Source organism: Aeribacillus sp. FSL K6-1121 (assembly GCF_038003725.1).
Taxonomy (GTDB): Bacteria; Bacillota; Bacilli; order Bacillales; family Aeribacillaceae; genus Aeribacillus; species Aeribacillus composti.
Genome location: NZ_JBBOPS010000001.1, coordinates 2,864,273 through 2,880,071 on the forward strand (window position 1 = coordinate 2,864,273; position 15,799 = coordinate 2,880,071).

The following is a 15,799-nucleotide window of genomic DNA, read 5'->3' on the forward strand; positions in this document are numbered from 1 at the left end:
AAAACCTGCCTGTTCAAACATAAACAGGCAGGTTTTTTGCCATATATGAAGTTTGTTTTTGCCAAAATCACTCAGCAAAAAATTTTGAATTTCTCTCCGCTTACTTTGATACTTTATCCAAAAGCTTCAATGATTCTCTATTAAATGCTTCTAAGTCAGCAGGTGTGCGGCTTGTAACCAATTGGTTTTGGCACACGACAACTTCTTCGTCATGATAGTTGGCGCCTGCATACTCCATATCTACGCGAATTGATTTATAGCCAGTTGCATCCCGACCTTCCAATGCTTTTGCCGAAATTAGCAGCTGAGGTCCATGACAAATAGCAAATACCGGTTTTTTCGCATCCATCATAGCTTTTACAAAAGAAACAAAACGGTCATCCGCACGCAAAATGTCCGGCGAGAAACCTCCCGGCAAAAGAAGTGCATCAAAATCGTCCGGTTTTACATCATCAATCGAATAGTCAATTTTAACTTCCGCTTCACCTTTTTTTCCTTTAACTTTTTTGCCAGCTTCTTTTTCAATTGTGACCACTTCATGACCTGCTGATTGAAATGCTTCTGCAGGACTTGTGAACTCACTGTCTTCGAACAAGTCTGTAATAAGAGTAGCTACTTTTGCCATGTGATCAACTCCTTTATTTTAGATTATCATAAAAAATTTTGTGGAAACATTTATTTGCTTCATATATTATTATCAATTACCTATATTACTAATCAAACGTTTGTTTAACAATAAATATGATTGCCAAAATCAGCAGTCTCGCAATGCGGCTGCCTTCATCGGCGTTTAGAGGCGGAATTTTTCAGATAAATCGAATCAACCGAGACAAAATGGACCAAGCAAGCTATTAAGCCTGTTTCATTTGTCTTCAATATAGAAATGCTGTCAGCTTCAAGTCCTTGTATTTTGATGCTGAGTTCAGTATTCCAACCTCTTTCAGCTAATAAACCGAATGCGCCGGGCAGCGAAGCTTTGACATTACAGTTGAATTAGAAAATGAAAACGTTCGTTTATAAATTTATTTGAGAAGAGCGGGCTTTTAAATAAGAATTTCGGGGAGGGACGACAACTATCCTTTTCTTTCTGGAAGAAAACATTTGATCGTTTGCACAATTAGGGAGTTGCAAGCTCTTAAAACGAAGGGAAACAGTTGTCTAAACCGAAAAAACTAACGGTTCTCAGTCCTCATCTTTTTTAAACATACATTTTTAATATGCGGTCTACTGCTCCACCATATGATTCCCCAAACAAATTCAGATGGACAAGCAAATAATAAAGCTGGTACAAAGGCTTGATTTCCTCATATCTTTCGGAAAGAGGGTAATATTCTTCATATGAGCGGTAAAAATCTTGGGAAAAGCCGCCAAATAATTCGGTAAAGGCAATTTCAAAATGGCGATCTCCATACATTACGGACGGATCAATTAAAAATGGTTCCCCATTCGGTCCAACTATCCAATTCCCTCCCCATAAATCGCCGTGTAAAAGAGAAGCCTCCACGTTTGCTGGAATCCATTCATGCAAGCGATTAAGGAGAGTTTCCAATCTTTTTCCACGTTCACCACGTATATAATTTTTCTTGATTCCTATTTCCATTTGTCCGCTTAAACGGTAGTCCCGATAGTATTCAAGCCAAGATGACATAAGACGGTTTCTTTGAGGAAGCGTTCCAATATATGTATTTTTCGAATATCCGTGATATACAAAATGGCTTTTGTGTAAAGCTGCCAGCTTTTGGCCTAACAGCTTTTCTGTATTATCATCTTTTTTACCGTTCACCCATTCCATGATCAAGAATCCCTCGTTGGAATTCTCGGAGTAAGCAAACACCTTCGGTACGCGCACGGTGTTAGTATCCCTAATCAGTTGAAGCCCTTCCGCTTCCAGACGGAAAAAATCTTCGGGAGCTTCTAAATTGTACTTTAAAAAATACGTTTGGTTTTCTGTCTGTACAAAATAGCTTTCGTTAATATCACCTCCGCTTACTTTCCGAATGTTTTCGATTACTCCAAAATCTCCAGCAGTCCTTAATGCTTCCGCTATAATTTTTTTCATCCTGCCTCCTCTTTTTCTTTTTTTACTTATCTTTTCATAAATCATATATCTTTTGCAACGAAATCAACAAAGCAGCCTTTGTTAATTGAAAAGTTATTTTTCTTTAGATTTCATTGTTCCAACAATAAAATATTCAAGAGCTTTTACATCTTCTATTAATTTTCTCCGTAATTGTTGATATGTTTCAAAAGATTGGTAGTCTAAATGATGATTTTCTTCAAACATTGTGCACAAATCGTTAAAGTTTTTGTAGATTCGGTCAAAATTTTTTTCCATCAGCACCAAAACATTTTTCATTCTCCTTTTCCTACTCCTTTTCCAAAAACCCCTTAAAAGAGACGGCGCAAAAATTCTCCTTATTTTATTTCGGAAAAAATAATTATATTTTCGACTCTTTCATAAATAATAGTTACTTCTCATACATTTTTAGTTGGAATCACTCATATCGTGTAAGGTGTCATTCCGACATTCATGATAAAATGGTAAAAAGGAAATCAGATACATTGGAGTGAATATTGATGACAAAACAAGAAATTGAACAAAGAATCGCCGAATTAAAATCTGACTATATCCGCATTCAAGGGGACATCGAAAAGCTTGAATCAGTCGGAGGAAATATAGAAAAAGCGGAACAGCAGCTTACGGAAATTGAAAACGAGTTGGCCAATCTTAGAACGGCGCTGAACAAGCAGCGTTAACACCAAGATCAAATTCCGCTGTCCGTTTCCTTTCATAATCATTTTCATTGATCCATTGGATGGGAAAAAAGAAGGTTCTGTGTGGTTTTATCCCCTCCAGGTGGAAAGTAAAAAAAGTGTTCTTAGGAGTCTGCCGGAGAGGGGATTTTTTATGGTGAAAAATCAAACATGTAACTCATATTCAGAAGATCTGAAGCGTGAATCGTTCGTTTGAAATGAAAGGAGGCTCCCTTATCGGCAACTTCATGAACATTTTGGAATTAAGCGGCATACGCAAAATTTAAGAAATGTCAAAATGTAGAGGCTTTTTGATGCGTTTTTACGATCGGCGGGAAGTATGAAAACACATGCAATTTAAAAGTTTAGAAGAAGAAAGCACAAATCGATTTGCTTAAAAAGCGCCGTCCAAATCTATACGGGAAGAAGTGGCCCTAAAAGCCGATCGGTTTCATATTATTGATAAAGCATTTATGTTTGTTGCGATCATTTTTTAGGATTTCGTAAATGCTTTCATTTTTTCTAAATCACAATGATGATGATAAATCAAAAAAAATTAGAACTGATTGCTGGATGAGATCAAATCGAACAGGTGGACACATCCCAATATGTAACGAAATCCATATACTTTCATTTCCAGATCCTTTTTTATTTCTAATTTACACGGCTAAGAGTATGACAGACAACGTAACGACACAACGCTGTACGTCGCCTTTCGGATAAAGCGCTCCTCCAGTCCTGGCAATCATCGAATACGCTTAAAGTACTTCTTGACACCTCTTTTGTAAAGGTTTTACAGAATTTTGTCCACCTACGAAAAAATCCAAAATTTTGCGATATCCTTTTTCGTTTACTCCTAACACTACATAAATGACTTTTTTCAACCATCGTAGTCCAAATATAAAACAGCATAACGCTTGGATAGTGGACAGTTGCGCCATTTTTGATGTCTTCTCTTTCTGGTCATACAACTGATCGTCAGGAGAATAGGGACTTTCCATCCACATGCTAATTTCCCGTGTCTTGATGATCGCTTCCTAAAGCGAGCCCGTATAATGTTTATAAAAGGGAAATTCGCGTTTGAAATTCCGAGTTTCGTTCTTAGCACCAAAAGGGCATCAGTCTAATCGATCTCCGGGTAAAGAAAACGCATGGAAGTCGTTTCGGCAGTTTGCATCGGAATAATTGAGTAAATTTTAAAAGAGAAGCCCGATCTTGAGTCTCGCCTTCATGAACCTAAGCAGTAATCGAAGTGTGATGTACACGATAAATACCATCCAACGAGCGATCAAGGAGATTCGGAAACGTCTAAAGCCGATGAACAGTTTAAGCAGTTAAGAATCCGCTGAAAAAGCAGTATATTTGACCTTTCAAACTTTTAGCGAGAAATAGGCAGAACGAAAAGTTGCGAAGATTTGCAGAAGCGCAGGAAGCCCTCCAGCGAAAATTCGAAGAACGTAACAATTAATCATATATGGCAGATTCATTGCGTTTACTGCTTATTGATGCCTCTTTTTTATGGTTTAAAAACGTTAATATTTTTAGAATTTGACCCCCTAGACAGTCTCCCGCAAAGGAAATCGGTTCCCTATCAATTCCAAATTCATTCAGAAATATTGTATCTGCCCCGCATTACATAAAATTTTTTAACAGTATACTCATTTATACCATTCTCTACTTTTGTAAAAAAATATGACAAGGTTTTTTATTTGATTTTTGTAATTTTTTGTAGATTTTCGTAGATTTAATTTAATATTAATTTAGAATTTGTTAAATATTTTAAAAATTATTTACATATAGAAAGGAGGGGGTTGATTAATGATCATTTTCCATGAAGTAAATAAACATTACGGAAAATTCCATGTTCTGCAAAATATCAATCTGCATATTAAACAAGGGGAAGTTGTCGTCATTATCGGTCCTTCAGGATCCGGGAAAAGTACACTCGTTCGTTGTATTAACAGGCTTGAAACAATTTCTAGTGGAGAATTAATAGTAGATAATGTAAAAGTTCATGACAAAAAAACAGATATAAATAAATTACGCCGCAACATCGGGATGGTATTTCAACATTTTCATCTTTATCCTCACAAAACCGTCCTACAAAACATTACGCTGGCTCCTATAAAAGTGTTAGGAATTGCAAAAGAAGAGGCTGAAAGAACTGCAATGTACTATTTAGAAAAAGTAGGAATACCTGATAAGGCAAATTCCTATCCATCCTCTCTATCCGGAGGACAACAACAGCGTGTTGCAATTGCCCGTGGTCTTGCAATGAAACCAAAAATCATGTTGTTTGATGAACCAACTTCTGCACTGGATCCAGAAACAATCGGAGAAGTGTTAGACGTCATGAAAAAGCTGGCGAAAGAAGGGATGACCATGGTGGTTGTAACACACGAAATGGGTTTTGCCCGAGAAGTTGCAGACCGAATTGTGTTTATTGATCAAGGGAAAATATTGGAGGTTTCAACACCTGAAGAATTTTTCTCCAATCCAAAAGAAGAAAGAGCAAAAAATTTCCTAAACAGAATATTAAATCATTAAATATGAAGGGGGATGTTATATATGAGCTTTCGATCATTCTGTAAGAAAATACTTTCCATTTCTTTAATTTCTATTTTATGTATATCTATTTTGTCAGCCTGCGGCGGAAAAACTACTACTAATACTACTGCAGAACAAGAAAAAACAGAAAATTCTTCCGACAATCAAAATACGTTAGAAAAAATAAAAGAAAGGGACAAATTGATTGTCGGCGTAAAATATGATTTAAATCTTTTCGGACTTAAAGATCCTAAAACCGGAAAGGTGGAAGGGTTTGATATCGATATTGCTAAAGGTTTAGCTAAAAAAATATTAGGAGATGAAAATAAAATCGAACTGAAAGAAGTAACTTCTAAAACCCGAATTCCTCTTTTAAACAATGGCGATATCGACTGTATCATTGCCACAATGACTATATCGGAAGAGCGCAAAAAAGAAGTAGATTTTTCAGATGTTTATTTTATGGCCGGACAATCTTTACTTGTGAAGAAAGACAGCAAAATCAACGGTATTTCTGACGTCAAAAAAGGTGTAACCGTTTTAACGGCAAAAGGATCTACTTCCGCTCAAAATATTCGTGAAAAAGCACCAGAAGCAACTGTATTAGAATTTGAAAATTATGCTGAAGCCTTTACTGCTTTAAAAGCTGGTCAAGGAGATGCTTTGACAACAGATAATGCTTTATTACTAGGAATGGCAAAGCAAGATCCTAATTTCCGAGTCGTTGATGAAACATTTACAGAAGAACCTTATGGAATTGCTGTCCGCAAAGGTGATACAGAATTTGTAAATACAATTAATGAATATTTAAAAGAAATTAAAGAAAACGGCGAATATGACAAAATTTATGAGAAATGGATCGGAGACGTACCAAAAAATGAAAAATAATTTGATAAACAGATGAGCGGTTTTTCACCCTCATCTGTTTCTTCCTGAAAGGAGTGATTATATTTGTTGAATTTTTCCATACTCATTGATCATTGGGATATGTATATAGAAGGCTTTTTTAATACAATAAAAGCTAGTGTATTCGCTATGATTGCAAGCTTAGTTGTAGGAACAATTATCGCTATTTTCCGTATAGCTCCCTTTCGACCACTCAATTGGCTTGGCACGATGTATGTGGAATTTATCCGAAACATCCCGTTGATGTTAATAGTATTTGTATTTTTTTTCGCTCCTTCCGCTTTGGGGTTACGCATTAATTCTTTTTTGGCAGGAACACTAGGTCTTACAACTTATACAGCCGCATTTATCGCCGAGTCGATACGTGCAGGTATTCAAGCAGTACCGAAAGGTCAAATGGAAGCTGCCCGTTCTTCCGGTTTAACATACGTACAAACGATGTGGTATATTATTTTGCCACAAGCAATTAAAATTGTTATCCCTCCATTAGGAAATCAATTTCTTAATCTTGTGAAAAACTCGTCTGTACTCGGTGTAATTGCTGGCTTAGATCTCATGTATTTCGGTGATTTAATATCTTCTGAAACATTCGTAACATTTGATGTATATATTTTTGTTGCTATGTTTTACTTGCTGTTAACTATTCCTTTAAGCTTAAGTGTCAGTTTCCTTGAACGCAGACTAGCAAAAAATAGATAAAGAGGATAACCCTCTACCATGTAAATATATTGAATAAATTCAATTTGTATCCATTAACATGAGGTTAAGAATCTATAGGTGTTAAAGAATTGGGAGAAATTATAGAGGGAGGGGAAAACAAAATGGATTTTATTGGTGCTTATTCTCCCAGTCATATCATATTTCTTTTGAAAGGATTTTCTGTCACCCTACTTGTTGCTTTTATATCCATTACCCTTAGTTTTATATTCGGCATCATGATCGGTGTATTGCGTTACACAAAAGTTCCGGTCATTAGTCACCTACTGGCCGTTTGGGTGGAAACGATTCGAAACTTACCGTTATTATTAATTATTTTCTTTACGTTTTTTGCTCTTCCAGAAATAGGATTAAAATTAGATAAAATGGCCGCTGCCATTTTAGCATTAGTAGTTTTTGAATCTACTATGTTGTCAGAAATTGTTCGAGGTGGATTAAATTCCATTGAAAAAGGTCAAATAGAAGCTGCTCGTTCTTCTGGATTAAATTATTTGCAAACTTTATGGTATATTATACTGCCGCAAGCTTTACGCCGGATGGTTCCGCCAATTGTCAGTCAATTCATTTCACTACTAAAGGATACTTCTTTTGCTGTCGTGATCTCTTTACCAGAATTAATGAATCATGCACAAATCATTAATGGTAAAAATATCAACTATGTCATTCCGATCTTTATTTTAGTTGCTCTCATGTATTTTACTGTAAATTATTTATTATCATTAGTTTCAAGACGGTTGGAAAACAAATATATCTAAATAAACGTTTCGTAGGTTTCTGGCCATAATGGTATTACAATTGTCTATGAGGGAGAATGCGATGAATAACCGCCTTTGGACACTTGTTGTCCTTGTTTTCACTACTGCACTTCTGGGAGAAATGAAAATCAATCCTTTTGATAATTTTTTTCGATTTTCATTAGGAAGTGCAATTTTCTTCTTTGGATTACTATCATTTCGATCTGCTCCTATCCTTGTAACTGGATTTAGTACTGGCATTTTTGTTTTGCTGTTTCGGATGATGATCGATCTTATATTAGGGCGAGTCTTTTGGATCGACAGTTTCTTTATCCATTTACCCGCTGCCTTTTACTATTTTAATTTTACTTTACTCGTTTATGTTACAAAAATTCAAAAATATTTAAAAACTCCCATTCGTGTAGGAATCATTGGAGCATGCATTGATTTTTCATCTAATATGGTGGAATTATCTTTTCGCATACTAATACAAGAACAATTTACCCTCACGTTAGAAACTATTTGGATGCTACTTTTATTTGGGATTTTAAGAAGTTTTTGCGCAGTAGGGCTTTACAATATTTTAAATTTTTCTCAATTAAAAGCCATAAGCGAAGCGCGACAACATGAACTCGAACGTCTCGTTATGATCAATACAAGCCTTTATGAAGAAACATTTTTTTTGCGGAAATCAATGAGCCATCTAGAAGATATTACTAGAAAAAGCTATCAACTATATATGCGTTTAATGGAATTAGAAAATAAAGAGGCAAGTACAGCCCTTTATATTGCTGAACATGTTCATGAAGTGAAAAAAGATTCACAAAAGATTTTGGCAGGATTATCTAAACTAATGAGTCAAGAGCAACTAAACCTTCATATTTCCATTACAGATATTTGCGATTTAGTTATTAAAACAAATCAAAAATATGCAGAAGCTTTAGAAAAGTCAATTCAATTCCAAAAAAAATGTGATATTGACTCATGTACTAACCATGTATATGCTCTTCTATCTGTATTAAACAACCTTGTTTCAAACGCAGTCGAAGCAATACATCATTCAGGTTGGGTTGAACTGCGTGTAGTGGAAGATAATCACAGCATAAAATTTTTCGTAACCGACTCCGGTATTGGTATATCCGAGGAAGATCAAGACTGGATTTTTGAACCCGGATTTACAACAAAATTTGACAAAAACGGGAATCCATCAACAGGAATCGGTTTGACACACGCCCAAAAAATTGTACAAAATTTAAATGGTTCAATACAATTATCAAATGAAAAAGGACCACCTACTCAATTTATAGTAACGATACCAAAAGATCAGCTGTTTAAAACGCTTACATAGGTATTCCATAATAAAGAAAGGGGGGAACATGATGTACCTTCGCTTCTTCCTAATTGAAGACGATCCTGTTGTTAGAAGAATGTTGGAAAAAATAATAACAGACAGCGGGCTTGGAAAAGTTATCGGGCAAGCAGATGATGGGATTAATGTTTCAATCGATCAACTCAAAAATGTGGATGTTATTCTAATTGATCTATTGATGCCTCGACTAGACGGCATTCAAACAATGAAAAAATTGAGAAGCGAAGGATTCACCGGTCCCTTTATTATGATTTCTCAAGTTGAAAATAAAGAAATGGTCGGTGAAGCATACTTGCAGGGTGTCGACACATACATTCAAAAACCTATTAACAAATACGAAGTTGTTTCCGTTTTAAAACGAGTTGCCAACCATCTTGCCTTATCTTCTTCACTTATATCTATTCGCAATTTATTAGAAGTAATGGATGATAAAGATAAAGATCAGCAAACATTTTTAAAAGCTTCTACATATTCTGCAAAGCATTCGATTGAGGAAAAAGCTTGCCATCTCCTTCTCACTTTAGGCATTGCTGGCGAGACGGGAACTTCTGACATATTAGCAGTGATAAAATGGCTAGAGGCTCGAGAACAGAATGGAAAAAATATACACGACCTTCCTCAATTAAAAGACTTATACAAACAAATTTTGCTGCAATCTGGCAATCATTTTGATGAAGAATCTCTACAAAAGGAATTGCGTGCCATGGAACAGCGTATTCGCCGAATAGTTTTACAAACATTCACCAATTTAGCTTCAATTGGATTAACTGATTATACAAACCCTAATTTCGAACATTACGCCCCCCGTTTATTTGATTTTGAAGAAATCCGCCAACGAATGGAGGAACTAAAAAATGGAGAAAAGACAACAAAATGCCGATTGAGCATAAAAAAATTTATAACTGCACTTTATTTGGAGACAAAAGAAGAAATGAATTTCCACTAGTTTCTTACATATATAGTAAAAATTATTTTTCATCAGCATCTCTTGTCCACCTCCACCGATGAATTGGAATCTATTCCCGGCAATCTGTTGACACATGTTATATCTTAATCCTTTCTTTTATAAGGGAAATGATCCGCCGAATATAAAGTTGCAAGAAAGCAATGATCATCATACTATGTCTACTGCACAATAAAAAACTTAACCACCGCACGAATGATATGATACCCTTTATAGTTGACCGAAAAAAGAAAGCTCATGGAAGGGATTTTTATGTGGAAAGCCTTCGATAACATATAATATAACAATCGGTTAAGTCCAAATTTTTTTGTAAATTTCCCTCTTTGATAGAAACATGGATCTGATGGCTTGACGTGGCAGGTAAATCCGGCAAGTCTTCCTGTCGGTCGTCTTCCCGAACAAATGATCATGTTGTCAAGGAACGTTGCGGCAGGGATCTTGCCCAGAATTCCACGTTCTCCTTGATACAGCGAATGAGTCATCGCCAGAGTTTTCGAATTCACCATTCGAGTTTCTTGCTCTTTCGTTTTCAACAACCGTCTTTAGCTCCTGTCACTTTTCTGCCCTGCTATGACTCTTTATTCAATGCCTAACAGATTGGGTTTACGCATTTCAACTGGCTCTTTTTTTTTGACGGCAAAAAATTGATCGATCTTATTAGATCGATCTAAAAATATGTTTTCCATACCAATCATTTTACTTTTCTAATTTTTCCTGAGCAGTTGGTTTTGGACTCAATTTCGAACAAGGTCCTGCCTGAAGCATGTAGCTTCCTCCATCATGACCGAGCATGTTTCTTACATCTTTTGCAACGTCAATTATGCGATCTAAATGAATTCCAGTCTCAATCCCCATCTCTTCTAGTGAATGAACTAAATCCTCTGTTGCAATGTTACCCGTTGCTCCTGGTGCATATGGGCATCCGCCGAGACCTGCGACAGAACTGTCAAAATGGATGACACCTTGCTGCAAAGCGGCAACCACATTCGCCAACGCCATTCCGCGCGTATTATGGAAGTGCATGGAGAAAGTCATGTGAGGAAATTCCTTTTTTAATACGCCAAGATATTGATAGACTTGTTTTGGATTGGCCATTCCAGTCGTGTCAGCAAGCGAAACTTCAGTTATCCCCATTTTCTTATATCGATCTACAATTGTTACTATTTTTTCTAAAGGCACTTTTCCTTCGTACGGACATCCAAATGCAACGGAAATTGATCCTCCTACTTCAACATTATGTTTTTGCGCCAAATCGACAATAGGTTCAAATCCTCTTTGCGCTTCTTCCACAAGGCAGTTTGCATTTGATAAACTATGCGAATCTGTTGCCGAGAGCATAAGCTTCAATTTCTTTATTCCAGCCGCAATTGCTCTTTGGGCCCCTTTTACATTTGGCACTAAAGCACGAAATTTAATATGCGTTAAATCTTCTATCCCTTTCACAACTTCCTCGGCGTCTTTCAACTGCGGAATTGCTTTTGGATGAACGAACGATGTCACTTCTATCGATTGAACTCCTGTGTTCGCAAGCGCACGGATAATTTTTATTTTTTGTTCAGTCGGAATCCATTGATCCTCTGATTGAAACCCGTCGCGCGGCGCAACTTCACAAATGATGACCCTTGCAGGAAACATGGCATCACTCATTTAAATGACTCCTTTCTCTTTTAACTCGGCAAGCTCCTGTTTTGATAACCCTAATTTTCCGCATAATATTTCTTCATTATGCTCTCCAAGCTCAGGAGCGCGGTAACGAATGGTTCCAGGAGTTTTTGAAAAATTAGGAACGACGCCCGGCACTTTTACTTTTCCAAGCCGAGGATGCTCAACTTCTACTATGTTTTTCCTAGCTTGATAATGTTCATTTTCAAAAATATCTTTAATACTTAAAATCGGACTGACAGGCACACCGTACAAATCCAATTTTTCCTGCAGCTCCTTCAGCGTAAACTGGCGTATCCAGTCAGAGACAATCTTTTGTACTTCATCGTCATGTTTTAAACGTTGTGAATTTGTATAATAACGTTCATCCTCAAGCATATCTGTTCGTTCCATTGCTTCTGCAAGCCGATTAAATGTTGAATCAGTACTGCAAACAAGAACAACATATTTTCCATCCTTCGTTTCATATGTTCCTGCTGGACTTGAATGTCCGGCCAACCCGGGTGTTCTTTCTCTTACTATACCGTTTTGGTCATATTCAGCTACTAAAAATTCGAGCATTCGGAAAATCGATTCATATAATCCCATTTCGACTACTTGCCCTTCTGGATCATCATTTTTATCACGGTAATATAATGCACTGACCGCTGAAAATGCAGTATATACACCAGTGATATAATCAAGCAATGAATAAGATGGGCTGACAGGCGGTCTGTCCGGATACCCTTGGATATAAGTATGGCCGCTGAAAGCGGTGCACGGAGTTCCGAACCCGGCTTTTTCGCGATACGGTCCTGTTTGACCGTAGCCGGAGATTCGAACCATAATCAATTTAGGATTTGCTTTTTTCAATTCTTCATACCCTAGCCCCCACTTTTCAAGAGTACCGGGGCGAAAGTTTTCAATTAAAATATCCGTATTTTTTATAAGTTTTTTTAAAATTTCTTTTCCTTCTTCTTTCCGTATATCTAAAGTAACTGATTTTTTGTTGCGGGCAAGCCCTGGCCATCTGAGCGGCTCATTCCCCTTCCAAGGGCCTACAGTCCGCAAAGTATCACCTTTATTGGGCAATTCAATTTTCGTCACTTCGGCACCAAGGTCAGCTAACAGCGTTGCCCCAAAAGGAGCAGCGATCATAGTCGATATATCCAAAATATTTACTCCTGTTAACGGACCATATTTTCCTTTTTCCATCGTATCCCCCTCCAAAACATTAATTTTTCTCTGGCAGCATGCCTAATACATTGCTTCGCAAATTGCTTAAATGGACTTTCATCGCTTCCGATGCTTTTGCTTTATCTTTCTGTTTCACGGCTTCCAAAATCGCTTCATGTTCAAAAAAAGATTCAGAATAACGCGCTTGCGACTGCAACGTTTGCTTTCGCACTTGGCGGTATAAATTCAAATTCGTATCCATAAATGAGATGAACACAAAATTATGTGTCGCTTGGGCGAGAGATAAATGAAAGTTGCTGTCTGCATCTATTTCCTCTTCCGGATTTTTCAACTTTTCTTCCATTAATTTCAATGCTTTTTCCATCTTTTCTATATCTTCTTTCGTTGCCCTTTCGCATGCTATTTCAGCAATTTTTGGCTCCAATGCTTCCCGGGCCTCCAAAAATTGAATCACTGTTGTTTTTTCGAGTACATCAATAGGGTTGATCTGATATTTCAGAATCAAGCTTTGATCGACTTTTTGAACGAACCGTCCGCCGCCTGGTTTTGAAATAATGATTCCTTCCGATTCTAAAACTCTGCATGCTTCCCGCAAAGAAGTCCTGCTGCACCCGAGAATTTTCGCCAATTCACGCTCCGGAGGCAGGCGGTCATTTGGTTTTAGTTTTCCTTCTTCTATCAGCTGCTTAATTTGATCAACAATTTTTTCGTAAACTCTCGTATTGGTGAGCTCATTAAATATATTGGATTTCATAAACATGTTCCTTTCATTTTTTCCGGACTGTTGGGCAGTCCAATTTTATTAAAATTATAATATTCTGTCATTAAATCGTCAAGCCGCTGCACCATCGAACATGTAAAACACCGTAAGATATGAAGAGAAAAGCGTTCAATGCAAGATGTAAGATGATTTTTCTTATCCAGGGCATTTCATTTCTCATGTGGAAACTTTTCATTACACTTCTAAAGCAAGTGTGTGTTAACATTCCATCTATTCCTAAATTTCTTGAAATATATTATGATTAATTAATAGCAATCAATCATTGATTCACTTTTCCGAAGGAGGAACGCAATGTATAAGCAATATTTGCCTTTTGCGATAAAGTTAGCTAAAGAGGCCGGTGAATTGATTCGGCCGTATGCAGGAAAAGCTGGGCAGCAAACATTAAAGTCAGCAAAAGATTTTGTGACTGAAATGGATTTGAAAGCTGAAAAGCTGATCATTGATCGCATTCAGGAGACATATCCTGATCACCGCATATTCAGTGAGGAAGCCGGCAGCATTGGGGGAAAGGATGAATTTGAATGGGTGATTGACCCTATTGACGGGACCATCAACTACAGTTTCGGCGTTCCGCTTTACGGAGTTTCCATCGCCCTAACCTATCAAAATGATCCAGTCGTCTCTGCTATATCATTGCCTGCTTTTGGGGAAACGTATTGGGCAGCAAAGGGAGAAGGAGCCTATTTAAATGGAAATGCTATAAACATTCGAAATGCCAGCCTGGCGGAAGCTTTTATTTCCATTGGCGATTTTGCAAAGGACGCCAATAAACAAACGAATAAAGAGCGCATTTCATTGCTTGAAAACATTGTAAACGACGTTTACCGAGTCAGAATGATCGGAACAGCTGCTGTCACTTTAGCCTACATTGCTTGCGGCAAACTTGATATCGCAGTCTACTATAAGCCTAATTTTTATGATATTGCTGCTGGACAGCTGCTTGTGTGCGAAGCGGGCGGAGCTATACAAACGATCGGAAATTATACTGTCATTGCTGATCAAAAAATAATAGACGAGATAGCACCTTTACTGCCTGTTCAGCACACAACGGCATAAAAGCAGTCCGCAAGTCTAGACTGCTTTTATGCTTTTCTGCTGCCATATAATACAACGACATTTCCGTTTTCATGATGCTGGGCCCGTTCGTGAAATAACGTTTTGCTAACAAAAACCGGAACGATGATTCAAAAGATAAATCATTTAGCGATTGATTGTCCAGCCTGCTGGCTTAAAAGACGAAAAGCTTTTAAAAATCTATTAATGAACTTGCCCCTTTGCAATGCTTTTCATTTGGAGGCCAGACAGAAAGGTCGAACGGAAAATCGGAGCCAGGCACTACTCGATCTTCTCCCACTATTCGCACTAAATAGTCAATGCTTGCTTGCTCCCACAAAACATTGTCATACCAAAAACGCTTTAAGTATTCTTTCGGAGAGGATGTTAATTTTTTTGAAACCGCTTCCCATTCTTCGTATCCTTTTTCAATTCTGCCGATTTGGTAAGGCAAAAATCCTCCGCCATGGGCAAATAATATTTTCACATTTGGAAATCGATCAATCAATCCGCTTAATAAAAGATCTGTAGCACAAATCGTTGTTTCCCACGGAACACCGATTAAATTTGGCATCATTCTTCTTTTCAAGCGAGGATCTTCGCTCAATAACGGATGAATGAAAACAATCGCTTTCAACCGATCGGCTTCTTCAAAAAATGGGATAAAAAATTCATCTGACAGCATATGATTAGCTGCCCCAGGACCGATAATGGCTCCTTTTAACCCTTTTCCCATCGCATCGTTCAAGATTTGTGCAGCTTTATCCGGGTTATTTAACGGAACCGTTGCCAGCGCAGACAATTTTTCCGGGAACGATTGCACAAGCCGCGCTAATGAATCATTATACACGCCGGATAGTTCAGCAGTGATTTCTTCCGGAAACTCGTACATAAAAAGCTGCGGTATCGGCGAAATGACGGAATGATGAACTCCCGCTTTCAATTGTTCGTTTAAAAAAAGGGTTAAATCTAAAAAAGATTTTTTTAATTCAAATCCCCATTTTTGATTAACAATCAAAAACTCTTCCTTATTCTTTTCTTTTTTCACCCATTCAGCATGAATAGTTTCTTTATGTTCTTTTACCCATTCCATCACGCCTTCAGGGATGAAATGTGTATGAAAATCATACATC

General features: G+C 37.3%; 16 protein-coding genes and 2 pseudogenes. 9 read left to right on the top strand and 9 right to left on the bottom strand.

Translation table 11 applies throughout. From position 1 onward, the window contains the following. Positions 1–100: 100 nt before the first annotated feature. The 3 genes from NSQ61_RS13930 to NSQ61_RS13940 form a co-directional block, all read right to left on the bottom strand. On the bottom strand, positions 101–625 hold the full coding sequence (locus NSQ61_RS13930; RefSeq protein ID WP_066247109.1) for a type 1 glutamine amidotransferase domain-containing protein: 525 nt from the start codon (positions 623–625) through the stop codon (positions 101–103). A gap of 573 nt (positions 626–1,198) precedes the next feature. Then, on the bottom strand, positions 1,199–2,059 hold the full coding sequence (locus NSQ61_RS13935) for a fructosamine kinase family protein (protein ID WP_144596863.1): 861 nt from the start codon (positions 2,057–2,059) through the stop codon (positions 1,199–1,201). 93 nt (positions 2,060–2,152) lie between these two features. Continuing rightward, positions 2,153–2,356, bottom strand: a complete 204-nt coding sequence (locus tag NSQ61_RS13940; RefSeq protein ID WP_063388739.1) for a hypothetical protein — start codon at positions 2,354–2,356, stop codon at positions 2,153–2,155. Positions 2,357–2,577: 221 nt separating this feature from the next. Here NSQ61_RS13940 and NSQ61_RS13945 point away from each other — a divergent pair, with 221 nt between their 5' ends. Then, entirely contained in the window at positions 2,578–2,757 is a 180-nt protein-coding gene (locus NSQ61_RS13945) for an SE1832 family protein (RefSeq protein WP_063388738.1), read from the top strand. A 686-nt stretch (positions 2,758–3,443) separates the two neighbouring features. Here the strand turns inward: NSQ61_RS13945 and NSQ61_RS20345 are convergent. Continuing rightward, positions 3,444–3,855 (bottom strand): annotated as a pseudogene (locus NSQ61_RS20345) (transposase); the annotation flags it as partial. A 120-nt stretch (positions 3,856–3,975) separates the two neighbouring features. Between NSQ61_RS20345 and NSQ61_RS13955 the strand changes: the two are divergent. The 7 genes and pseudogenes from NSQ61_RS13955 to NSQ61_RS13985 form a co-directional block, all read left to right on the top strand. Next, positions 3,976–4,222 (top strand): annotated as a pseudogene (locus tag NSQ61_RS13955) (IS256 family transposase); the annotation flags it as partial. A gap of 350 nt (positions 4,223–4,572) precedes the next feature. Next, positions 4,573–5,301 carry an amino acid ABC transporter ATP-binding protein gene (locus tag NSQ61_RS13960; RefSeq protein ID WP_066247113.1) on the top strand — a complete coding sequence of 243 codons (729 nt, stop codon included), beginning with the start codon at positions 4,573–4,575 and terminating at the stop codon, positions 5,299–5,301. A 21-nt stretch (positions 5,302–5,322) separates the two neighbouring features. Continuing rightward, on the top strand, positions 5,323–6,189 hold the full coding sequence (locus NSQ61_RS13965; RefSeq protein ID WP_066247116.1) for a glutamate ABC transporter substrate-binding protein: 867 nt from the start codon (positions 5,323–5,325) through the stop codon (positions 6,187–6,189). Positions 6,190–6,252: 63 nt separating this feature from the next. Beyond that, on the top strand, positions 6,253–6,906 hold the full coding sequence (locus tag NSQ61_RS13970) for an amino acid ABC transporter permease (protein ID WP_066247119.1): 654 nt from the start codon (positions 6,253–6,255) through the stop codon (positions 6,904–6,906). A 122-nt stretch (positions 6,907–7,028) separates the two neighbouring features. Then, the gene (locus NSQ61_RS13975; protein ID WP_066247189.1) at positions 7,029–7,679 is read left to right on the top strand and encodes an amino acid ABC transporter permease; all 651 of its coding nucleotides are present in this window, start codon (positions 7,029–7,031) and stop codon (positions 7,677–7,679) included. Positions 7,680–7,740: 61 nt separating this feature from the next. Further along, positions 7,741–9,006 (top strand): ATP-binding protein, encoded by a 1,266-nt coding sequence (locus NSQ61_RS13980; protein ID WP_340807359.1) that lies wholly within the window; start codon positions 7,741–7,743, stop codon positions 9,004–9,006. Positions 9,007–9,037: 31 nt separating this feature from the next. Continuing rightward, positions 9,038–9,973 (top strand): response regulator, encoded by a 936-nt coding sequence (locus NSQ61_RS13985; RefSeq protein ID WP_066247125.1) that lies wholly within the window; start codon positions 9,038–9,040, stop codon positions 9,971–9,973. Between the two features lie 179 nt (positions 9,974–10,152). Here NSQ61_RS13985 and NSQ61_RS13990 read toward each other — a convergent pair whose 3' ends face one another. The 4 genes from NSQ61_RS13990 to NSQ61_RS14005 form a co-directional block, all read right to left on the bottom strand. Further along, the gene (locus NSQ61_RS13990) at positions 10,153–10,527 is read right to left on the bottom strand and encodes a hypothetical protein (RefSeq protein ID WP_144596870.1); all 375 of its coding nucleotides are present in this window, start codon (positions 10,525–10,527) and stop codon (positions 10,153–10,155) included. 160 nt (positions 10,528–10,687) lie between these two features. Then, positions 10,688–11,638: a hydroxymethylglutaryl-CoA lyase gene (locus tag NSQ61_RS13995; protein ID WP_066247129.1), complete on the bottom strand. Its 951-nt coding sequence runs from the start codon at positions 11,636–11,638 to the stop codon at positions 10,688–10,690. Continuing rightward, on the bottom strand, positions 11,639–12,847 hold the full coding sequence (locus tag NSQ61_RS14000) for a CaiB/BaiF CoA transferase family protein (RefSeq protein ID WP_340807363.1): 1,209 nt from the start codon (positions 12,845–12,847) through the stop codon (positions 11,639–11,641). A gap of 19 nt (positions 12,848–12,866) precedes the next feature. Continuing rightward, entirely contained in the window at positions 12,867–13,583 is a 717-nt protein-coding gene (locus NSQ61_RS14005) for a FadR/GntR family transcriptional regulator (RefSeq protein WP_063388391.1), read from the bottom strand. Positions 13,584–13,901: 318 nt separating this feature from the next. Between NSQ61_RS14005 and NSQ61_RS14010 the strand changes: the two genes are divergently transcribed. After that, positions 13,902–14,669, top strand: a complete 768-nt coding sequence (locus tag NSQ61_RS14010; protein ID WP_066247136.1) for an inositol monophosphatase family protein — start codon at positions 13,902–13,904, stop codon at positions 14,667–14,669. Between the two features lie 190 nt (positions 14,670–14,859). Here the strand turns inward: NSQ61_RS14010 and NSQ61_RS14015 are convergent, their stop codons facing one another. After that, a complete protein-coding gene (locus NSQ61_RS14015; RefSeq protein ID WP_340807366.1) occupies positions 14,860–15,798 on the bottom strand; it encodes an amidohydrolase family protein in 939 nt (312 codons plus the stop codon). Between the last annotated feature and the right edge of the window lies 1 nt (position 15,799).

What these genes read in the sequence shown, in the direction of transcription:
- NSQ61_RS13930 (WP_066247109.1), bottom strand. Translation starts at nt 625, where the DNA reads ATGGCAAAAGTAGCTACTCTTATTACAGACTTGTTCGAAGACAGTGAG.
- NSQ61_RS13935 (WP_144596863.1), bottom strand. Translation starts at nt 2,059, where the DNA reads ATGAAAAAAATTATAGCGGAAGCATTAAGGACTGCTGGAGATTTTGGA.
- NSQ61_RS13940 (WP_063388739.1), bottom strand. Translation starts at nt 2,356, where the DNA reads ATGAAAAATGTTTTGGTGCTGATGGAAAAAAATTTTGACCGAATCTAC.
- NSQ61_RS13945 (WP_063388738.1), top strand. Translation starts at nt 2,578, where the DNA reads ATGACAAAACAAGAAATTGAACAAAGAATCGCCGAATTAAAATCTGAC.
- NSQ61_RS13960 (WP_066247113.1), top strand. Translation starts at nt 4,573, where the DNA reads ATGATCATTTTCCATGAAGTAAATAAACATTACGGAAAATTCCATGTT.
- NSQ61_RS13965 (WP_066247116.1), top strand. Translation starts at nt 5,323, where the DNA reads ATGAGCTTTCGATCATTCTGTAAGAAAATACTTTCCATTTCTTTAATT.
- NSQ61_RS13975 (WP_066247189.1), top strand. Translation starts at nt 7,029, where the DNA reads ATGGATTTTATTGGTGCTTATTCTCCCAGTCATATCATATTTCTTTTG.
- NSQ61_RS13980 (WP_340807359.1), top strand. Translation starts at nt 7,741, where the DNA reads ATGAATAACCGCCTTTGGACACTTGTTGTCCTTGTTTTCACTACTGCA.
- NSQ61_RS13985 (WP_066247125.1), top strand. Translation starts at nt 9,038, where the DNA reads ATGTACCTTCGCTTCTTCCTAATTGAAGACGATCCTGTTGTTAGAAGA.
- NSQ61_RS13995 (WP_066247129.1), bottom strand. Translation starts at nt 11,638, where the DNA reads ATGAGTGATGCCATGTTTCCTGCAAGGGTCATCATTTGTGAAGTTGCG.
- NSQ61_RS14000 (WP_340807363.1), bottom strand. Translation starts at nt 12,847, where the DNA reads ATGGAAAAAGGAAAATATGGTCCGTTAACAGGAGTAAATATTTTGGAT.
- NSQ61_RS14005 (WP_063388391.1), bottom strand. Translation starts at nt 13,583, where the DNA reads ATGAAATCCAATATATTTAATGAGCTCACCAATACGAGAGTTTACGAA.
- NSQ61_RS14010 (WP_066247136.1), top strand. Translation starts at nt 13,902, where the DNA reads ATGTATAAGCAATATTTGCCTTTTGCGATAAAGTTAGCTAAAGAGGCC.
- NSQ61_RS14015 (WP_340807366.1), bottom strand. Translation starts at nt 15,798, where the DNA reads ATGTATGATTTTCATACACATTTCATCCCTGAAGGCGTGATGGAATGG.